This window comes from Pseudoalteromonas sp. bablab_jr010 (assembly GCF_016464105.1).
Taxonomy (GTDB): Bacteria; Pseudomonadota; Gammaproteobacteria; order Enterobacterales; family Alteromonadaceae; genus Pseudoalteromonas; species Pseudoalteromonas simplex.
In genome coordinates this window covers 1-8285 of the sequence record NZ_JACDWV010000080.1, presented here as the reverse complement: position 1 = coordinate 8285, position 8285 = coordinate 1, and the positions used below count along the sequence as shown (strand labels likewise).

The 8285-nt window shown below is 41.8% G+C and carries 4 protein-coding genes and 1 riboswitch; of the genes, 3 read left to right on the top strand and 1 reads right to left on the bottom strand.

The window, feature by feature from the left end; all coding sequences use genetic code 11:
* Positions 1-180: 180 nt before the first annotated feature.
* Complete coding sequence (locus JIG37_RS07285; RefSeq protein ID WP_199529075.1) at positions 181-2691, bottom strand: zinc-dependent metalloprotease; 2511 nt, start codon at positions 2689-2691, stop codon at positions 181-183.
* A 265-nt stretch (positions 2692-2956) separates the two neighbouring features.
* Here JIG37_RS07285 and JIG37_RS07280 point away from each other — a divergent pair, with 265 nt between their 5' ends.
* The 3 genes from JIG37_RS07280 (at position 2957) to JIG37_RS07270 (ending at position 8173) form a co-directional block, all read left to right on the top strand.
* Complete coding sequence (locus tag JIG37_RS07280) at positions 2957-4129, top strand: efflux RND transporter periplasmic adaptor subunit (protein ID WP_054552306.1); 1173 nt, start codon at positions 2957-2959, stop codon at positions 4127-4129.
* Positions 4130-4138: 9 nt separating this feature from the next.
* Positions 4139-7276 (top strand): efflux RND transporter permease subunit, encoded by a 3138-nt coding sequence (locus JIG37_RS07275; protein ID WP_054552307.1) that lies wholly within the window; start codon positions 4139-4141, stop codon positions 7274-7276.
* Positions 7277-7411: 135 nt separating this feature from the next.
* Positions 7412-7495, top strand: a riboswitch (cyclic di-GMP riboswitch).
* 108 nt (positions 7496-7603) lie between these two features.
* Positions 7604-8173 carry a chitin-binding protein gene (locus tag JIG37_RS07270; protein ID WP_199529074.1) on the top strand — a complete coding sequence of 190 codons (570 nt, stop codon included), beginning with the start codon at positions 7604-7606 and terminating at the stop codon, positions 8171-8173.
* Positions 8174-8285 lie beyond the last annotated feature (112 nt).

The window sequence follows — 8285 nt, the reverse complement described above, 5'->3', positions numbered from 1 at the left end:
GTATGTACATCATCTAAAAAGGAGGACATATCATCGAAGTGCTGAATTAGAGACATAAAAAATCCGATATTATTTCTAATATCGGATTTTGAAGCTATGAAAAGATCAGTCAAGTGATCATAAAAATATTCTTAACTGATCTGCATTAGCCAAGTGGCAGCCTTTTTTGTGTTGCTAAGATTATGCTTCGAGGGCTTTACTAATTAAGCGATCGATATATTGCTTATGCGCTTTAGCTGCGGTGTCTGCACCCCAAGGCACGCTCATATCAGCAATTTGATTTAACTGATAAAGTGCGGCAGCTTTGGCTAGGTTGTCGTGCTTGCTCGCTTTGCCTAAACCAGCGATCGCGATTAGCTGATTCACATATTCAACTTGTAGATTGTGACTTAGGGTGTTTGCTTTTTTGCTGTCTACAAAAATGCTTGCTGTTAAGTCATTCATAAATTGGTTAAGTGAATACTCGTTGCCATACATCGCACTGTCTGAAATACGCAGCATAACTGCTGGGTGCAACAACTGAGCAAGTACCAGCTTCTGCATACCTAAAATCATGCCGTGTGGTTTAGGGTCTTCGTTCTTACCGTAATGATTAAAACCACGACGCTGCTGTAGCAGGTAGTTATACAGTGGCTGCATGCTCGAAAGCACATTTGGCGAGAATACTTTGTCGGCTAACACTTGCATTGCATGTTGCTGGCGCTCAAGTGGCACAGGCGTAAATGGTGCACCATTTTTGTCATCGCCCACCACATTACGTTCTACATAAACACCACCAATTTGACGAGATACCACGCCTGCTTGTGTTCTGTAGCTTCTAAATAAAATGTTCGCTGAGGTAACCAGCTGTTGGTATGACTCACCATTAACCGTGGCTTTGTCTTTAAGTTCAGTAAACAGCTTATTGATAAGCTCCATACGATCATCAGCATATGCGGCAGGGTTAGATGACATATCGCCAATCATTACACGTGGGTCAATATGGCGGCCTGGAGCACGCATATCATCAGCATCATTACCAAACGCTAAAGCATGCTCAGATGAGCGAGCGAGAATTTTCTCAAGGCGCTTCTGCTCAGCTGCTTTATCAGCCAATGCTTGGCTGTAGCCGTATTCAATTGCCCAATCATCGTAAGGGCCAGGTTTGGTTTGGAAGATATCACCTTGCTGCATACCAATAGGGGCAATGTTTGCTGGTGCATAGTCCATAACAGAACCCGTTACGATACCTTGCGTTTTACTCTTATCGTGAACTTCTTTTTCATCCCACAAGATAGATGATTTCATATTGTGGTTAAGACCAAGGGTATGGCCCACTTCGTGTAAAACAAGCTGAGTTAAGCCTTGGCGTAAAATCTCTTTGTTTTCAATGCTCGCACCTGTGCCTAAGCCTTTAGCAAGTAGCATGTTTTCTTGAATGCTGTGGCCCAATGAGCAATGTAAATCGGTGCTGTTTTGGCTAGTTTCAAGCGTGGCTGCACCTTGAGTATATAAAGTGTCGTACATCCAACGGTTTTTCATGAAAACATACTCTAACATGATGTCAGAGCCTAATATTTCACCGGTTAATGGGTTTGCAAGGGCAGGACCATAACCACCAAATGGAGGGCGCGGTGATGCAGTCCAACGTAATACGTTGTAGTTAATATCGCCCGCATCCCAATCAGCGTCATCAGGTTGTACTTTTACTTCGATGGCATTTTTAAAGCCTGCTTTTTCAAATGAGCTATTCCATGCTAGTACTGCATCACGAATAGTGTCTCGCCACTCAACCGGGGTAGTATTTTCAATCCACCAAGTAATTGGTTTAACTGGCTCAGACAGTGCAGCTGATGGGTCTTTCTTTTGTAAGTCCCAGCGCTTGATGACATCTTCATATGGTGCCCAATCTGCTGATGTCATATTGTCGAATTCGTTAGTGAAATAACCAATACGCGCGTCATCTTGGCGAGCTTGATAATCATTTTTCGGTAACGCGACAAATGAATGCTGTACTTTAATTGAAACATTACGAGGGTCGCTTACGGCTTTTGAGCCTCGCACTGTTGGGTTAGCATTAGAAAATACATAATCCACCACAACATCTAGGTTATTTGGGTAAGGGCGCTGTTTAACGATTCGCGATTTTTTGTCGTTTAACTTACCAAGTTTAAAGCGTTTGCTGGCATTTTTATCTTTTGGGTTTGCCCAAGGTGACACTTTATGCAGTGCTTCACTTAAAAAGAGCTTATCAACTTTAAAAGCAATTTTACCGTCTTCTTCTTTTTCGATTTTAATACTCGCAAGGACAGCTTCGCTGATGTTGGCATCGGCAGAGCGTGCTAGGGCTGAGTTTTCATCAAATTTATAGCGCGGTGTTTTGCTAATAATATCAATGCGGTCAAAGTATTTACGAAACTCAATTAGCTTTGTCTCGCGATATGCCCCTCTGAAGTGACCTGCGTCAGTAACACCATCAACGGTGTGAGCAAAGTACACAAATGGTGTATCAAGTTGAGATTGGTCGATCACCATTAAGTTATCGCCGGTTTTCGCATCTTGGTAAATGCTGAAAACACCGGCAAACTCGCTTTTATCTTTGATCATTTCAGCCAGTGTTTTTGGCTTCTTTTCTTCTTTTTTCGCTTCGGCGGCGTGGCCATTCATGGCAAACGCTAAGCTTAGTGCCAGCGCAATGTTTGTTATTTTCATTGTTAACTCGTTCCTTTAATTATTTCTCAATCAAGTTTAATGAATTAACCTCTTGATAAAAGGCTGTTTGTTAACAAGTGTGAAAGTAGTGTTGTAAGCCTCTGATATTAAGTGGTTTTTGTTTGTAACAAATTGTTCTTAGATAAGTTTTGGTTTTTGTGTTGCCAATTTATATGTTTTTGTAACAGTTCCTTACAAATGTCACATTAATGTTTCTGTCAGCTTTGGTATGATAGGGCCAGTGAAAATATTATAGGTGTAAGTTATGCGCACAAGTTTATTAAAATGGATCTTACCGTTTGTTGCATTAATCGTTGGTGTTGCTGGTTTTAAGGCAATCAACGCGATTGCTCAAGAGCCTAAAGACAAGGATGTAGTTGATGTGCGTCCTTTAGTACAGGTTGAGCCAGTAGCAAGTGATGATCATCAAGTGATTATTAATAGTTACGGCGAAGTGAAACCGCTTGAAAGTACCTTACTTGCCTCGCAAGTGGCAGGTGAAGTTACAAGCTGGCATCCAAATTTTGTTGCTGGTGGCATCGTAGCGCGTGGTGAAGTGTTATTTACCATCGAAAAAGATAACTACGAAGCAGCTGTACTACAAGCTGAAGCGTCACTTGCCAGTGCTCAAGCGGCACTGATCGAAGAGCAAGCACAGGCTAAAGTGGCAGAGGATGAAGCAAGACGTTACCCAGAGCGTGAGCGCACCGACTTATTCCTACGTAAACCTCAAGTTTTAAGTGCACAAGCAGCTGTTAAATCAGCGCAAGCGGCATTAAAACGTGCCGAGCGTGACCTTGCTCGCTGTGAGGTGAAAGCACCTTACGATGCACTGGTGATCAGCCGTGAAATTGGTGTTGGTCAATACATTAATGTAGGCAGCCAAGTTGCTGAAATTAATAATATTGAAAGTGCAGAAATCATTGTACCAATTGCTGGTTTCGATAGTGTATTTTTACCAAAACGCTTAAAAGGCGTTAAAGCGACCATTATCAATAAAGGCTTAAACAGCTTTACTCGTGAAGCCGAAATTGACCGTGACCTAGGCGTTGTTGATAACGCGACGCGTATGAGCAACTTAGTTGTTCGTGTTGATGACCCATACGGCTTAAAGCACGACGTACAACCTATTAAATTTGGTGCTTACGTTCAAGTGAACTTTGCCGGTGCAACATTACAAAACATCTACCGTTTACCGCAGTCTTTAGTGAATAACCAAACGGTGTGGATTGTGAACGGCGAGAATAAACTTGAACCACGTAAAGTAACCGTAGTGCGTGAAGAAGGTGAGTACTTCTATATCAGTGATGGCCTTGAAGTGAATGACCAGTTGGTTCTGACGCTACCTGAGTATCCGCAAGAGGGTATGGAAGTGAAGATTGCTGGAATGAAAGAAATGACAAGCGATGCAGAAACTGCAGCGGTTGAAAAGCTTTAAGGTAGCACTATGACTGATACAAACACAGAAAAACAGTCTGGCCTTATTGCCTATTTTGCCAATAACTCGGTCGCTGCTAACTTAATGATGGTGTTTATCATCATCATGGGGATCATTAGTTATTTCACTATTCAGCGTCAGATGTTCCCGAATATTGAAATTAACTATATCGAGGTACAGGCCAATTATCCGGGTGCCTCACCACAGGAAATTGAAGAAAGTATTCTAATCAAAATTGAAGAGTCACTAAAAGATGTCACCGAAATTAAACGTGGTGTATATCGTTCGTTCCGAAATAGTGGCACTGCAAGTTTAGAGATCAACACAGATGCAGAGCTCACTGATGTACTCGATAAAGTGAAGCTACGAGTAGACAGTATTGCGACTTTCCCTGCCGGCATGGAGCCGGTGACGATTAGTCAGGTTGAGTTTCGCCAAGACGTGATTGGTATGACCCTAGTAGGTGATATTCCACTTACTGAGTTAAAGCCTGTTGCAAATAAAATTGAAGATGAGTTACTGCAATTATCTAATGTGTCGCTGGTACAAAACGATGTACCACTTGATGAGATTGCGATTGAAATTGACCCAGATTCACTTCGTCAATACAACCTTACTTTAAGTGAGGTGGCCAGTGCTGTACGTCGTTACTCTGCAAATATTTCAGCAGGTCAATTACGTACTGACGCAGGTATTATCTCGGTACGTGTTGAAAATCAATATTACAGCGGTGATGAGTTCCGCCAGATCCCAGTAAAAATTGGTGCTAATGGCGCGAAAGTGCTTTTAAACGACATTGCTGTGATCAAAGACCAATTCACTGAAGGTGAACGCTACTTTAAATTTAATGGTGAAAATGCCGTTTATTTATCAGTAAAAGCAACCAAAGAGCAAAATATGATCCCGGTTGCTGATTCAGTTAAAGCCTTTATTGAACAAAAGAATAAAGAGCTACCAGCCGGTCTTCGTCTTGTGCCACTGATGGACATGACTTATTACCTCAATGCCCGTTTAGACATGATGAAAACCAACCTCTTCCAAGGGGCTATCTTGGTGGCCATTATGCTGTCTATCTTCTTACGCTTTAAGCTAGCACTTTGGGTAATGATTGGTTTACCTGTGTGTTTCTTAGGTGCAATGATGATGATGCCATTATTTGGTATCAGTATTAATATCGTGTCGTTATTTGCCTTTATTATGGTACTCGGGATCGTGGTCGACGATGCCATAGTCATAGGGGAGAGCGCCTACACCGAAATTGAGAAAAAAGGCGGTGGTGTTGTAAACGTGGTAAATGGGGCAAAACGTGTTGCTACCCCAGCAACATTTGGTGTCTTAACAACGATTGCTGTATTTGCACCGTTTACACTATCAAGTGGTCCAGAGAGCGCATTCTTCTTTGGTATCGCAGTGGTGGTAATTCTGTGTTTGATATTTAGTTTGATTGAATCGAAACTTATTTTACCCGCACACATTGCCCATACTAAGTTTCCGCCAATTAATCCTAATAGCTGGCGAGCGCGTTTTAACAAACGTTTCTTTGAGTTTGTAAATGGCCCATATAAGCGTTTTATTGAGCTGTGTGTTGAATGGCGCTGGTTTGTGCTATTTGCGTTTATCGGTTTATTGATTTTGACGTTTGGCTTAATTTCTTCAAACCAAGTGCGTGTGGTACCAACACCAAAAGTACCTCAGGACTTTCCGCAAATTCGTTTAGAAATGAATGAAAATGCCTCGGATATGCAAACAATTAATGCTATTCGTGAAATCGAAGCCATGGTTAACAAGGTAGATCAAGAGACAGAACGAGAGTTTGGCCAAAAGCTAATTCGCGATATCTTAGTGTTTAACCAAGGTCGTACTGAAGCACAATTACTTGCTCCGCTGGTAGATGAAGAGCTTCGCCCTTATAACGCATTCGAACTATCTCGTCGTTGGCGTGAACAAATGCCAAGCATCCCAGGTGTGAAATCACTGCAAATTTACGATGATGTAAATGGCGGTGGTATGGATGGTGAGTTTGGTTACTTACTTTACGGCCCAGATATCGATACCTTAAATGATGCAGGTCGTCGTTTCATCCAACTATTACAACAGCAAAAAGGCTTGTTTGATATTAGTTCGACCATCGATCCGGCGAGCAAAGAAGTACAATTAAGCTTAAAACCTGTGGCATATGATTTAGGTTTAGACCTTGCCAATATTGCTAATCAAGTAGGCGCAAGCTTCTACGGTGGTGAAGCACAGCGTGTTATTCGTCGCGGTGAAGAAGTACGTGTTATGGTTCGTTACCCGAAACTAACACGTGAAGCGTTTGCATCATTAAAGCATGCTGTGATCACAACGCCTGCGGGCCAAGAGGTGATGCTGGGCGATGTTGTTGAACTGAACGAAAAACCAGGTATTAGCTATATTCGCCGTGAAGGTGGCTATCGTACTGTGTATATCTACGGCAGTATCGATGAAGAAGCGATTGAACCGGGTGAAGTGGTTAAGCAAGTTGATGAGAACTTATTACCGCAGTTAAAAGAGGAATACCCATCAGTTAAAACTGAGCTAGGTGGTTCTATTGAAGAACAACAAGCGCAAGCTAACGAGCAAATCATGTTCTTTATTGGCGGTATGATTTTAGTGTATATCTTGCTTGCAGTGCCGCTTAAGAGCTATTCACAGCCTCTTATTGTTATGTCGGTTATTCCATTTAGCTTAACCGGTGCTATTTGGGGTCACTTCTGGTTTGGTTTAGATATTAGCTTGATGTCGGGCTTTGGCTTGATTGCTGCGGCCGGTGTTGTAATTAATGACTCGTTAGTTATGACAGACTTTGTAAACCAAGCACGCCGCGAAGGTATTTCAACTCGCCAAGCGGTTATTGAAGCAGGTTGTGCGCGCTTTAGAGCAATCACCCTGACATCAATTACAACCTTTGCCGGTGTACTACCGATTATGTTCGAAACCAGCTTGCAAGCTAAGTTTGTAATTCCAATGGCGGTTGCACTTGGTTTTGCGGTTATGTTTGCAACTCTAATCACTTTAGTACTAGTACCTTGTTTGTACATTATCATGAGTGATGTAGGTAATGGCTTTTTGAATATATTCCGTTCTGGTCACCGAGTAACGACCAGAAGAAAGCTGGTGAAAGACTAAAGCTCTTTCTGTTTTAAAGCCAACCGAGCGGTTGGCTTTTTTGTTTCTGCATCTTTTGCTAGTAACTATTTGCTATATAAGACCTTTGGTTACATTCTTTTGTTTGATTTGTGATTCGGTCGCGATTATACTCAGTCTTGTTTTTGGCAAACTAACTGAAAAGTTAGGACGCAAAGTTTCCGGTCTAAGGTTTTAAACTATGATAGCGGGACCGCTGATAAGCACATAATCTAGTGCTTTGGATCTTTTGCCTCAAACTAAAAAGTATTTATTTTGTACGGTTGTTAGATAATGCCTATTAGTTGTTCTTAGGGTGATACTTTGTTTATGCATACGTCAATGGCCTCCGGGAAGTGGTTGCCGATTGGTTGCTTGAATCATCATACCCAACTATTTGTTGGTGATAGGGTGATTGTGACCTTTTATGACATGCAAGGAGAGCTAGTCGATTTATCATTCGAATATCCAATAGTCAGTACGGATCAAGGTGAGCCTCATAATTGGCCGCGCTCCGTTGCTGAGCATATTAATGTGCATATTCCGCTAGTAAAAGCTGGAAAAATGACTGATCAAGGTTTAGTGGTAGCCTATCGCTCAAACCAAATTTATGCCCTAGAAGGCTCGGGTATTACGCATGTAAAAGTGGCGTTTAATTGTATCGCCAAGTGTGAAGAGCGAGTAAAAGATAGTCTGCAAGATTATGACTATGTTTATCCTCAAGCATGCAACGATTACAGTGCAGGAATTAAGGTTTTACAACCTAAAACAGGCCATATTTATATGTGTAAACCATGGCCATTTAGCGAGTTTTGTCGTGTTAAAGATTCACACAACCCGCTATTTGAACCAGGTGTAGGAAAAAGCTGGGTTATGGCTTGGCAGCAAGTTTCACATTAAGAGTTTCCCCCTAAATGCTATTTTAGCATTGCTTAGCCCACTCAATTTGAGTGGGCTTTTTTAATACCAACCCGCAATAATACTTAATCATTTTGAGGGATTAAACCTGTCG

Coding starts and splice junctions, on each gene's coding strand:
- JIG37_RS07285 (WP_199529075.1), bottom strand. CDS start 2,691: ATGAAAATAACAAACATTGCGCTGGCACTAAGCTTAGCGTTTGCCATG.
- JIG37_RS07280 (WP_054552306.1), top strand. CDS start 2,957: ATGCGCACAAGTTTATTAAAATGGATCTTACCGTTTGTTGCATTAATC.
- JIG37_RS07275 (WP_054552307.1), top strand. CDS start 4,139: ATGACTGATACAAACACAGAAAAACAGTCTGGCCTTATTGCCTATTTT.
- JIG37_RS07270 (WP_199529074.1), top strand. CDS start 7,604: ATGCATACGTCAATGGCCTCCGGGAAGTGGTTGCCGATTGGTTGCTTG.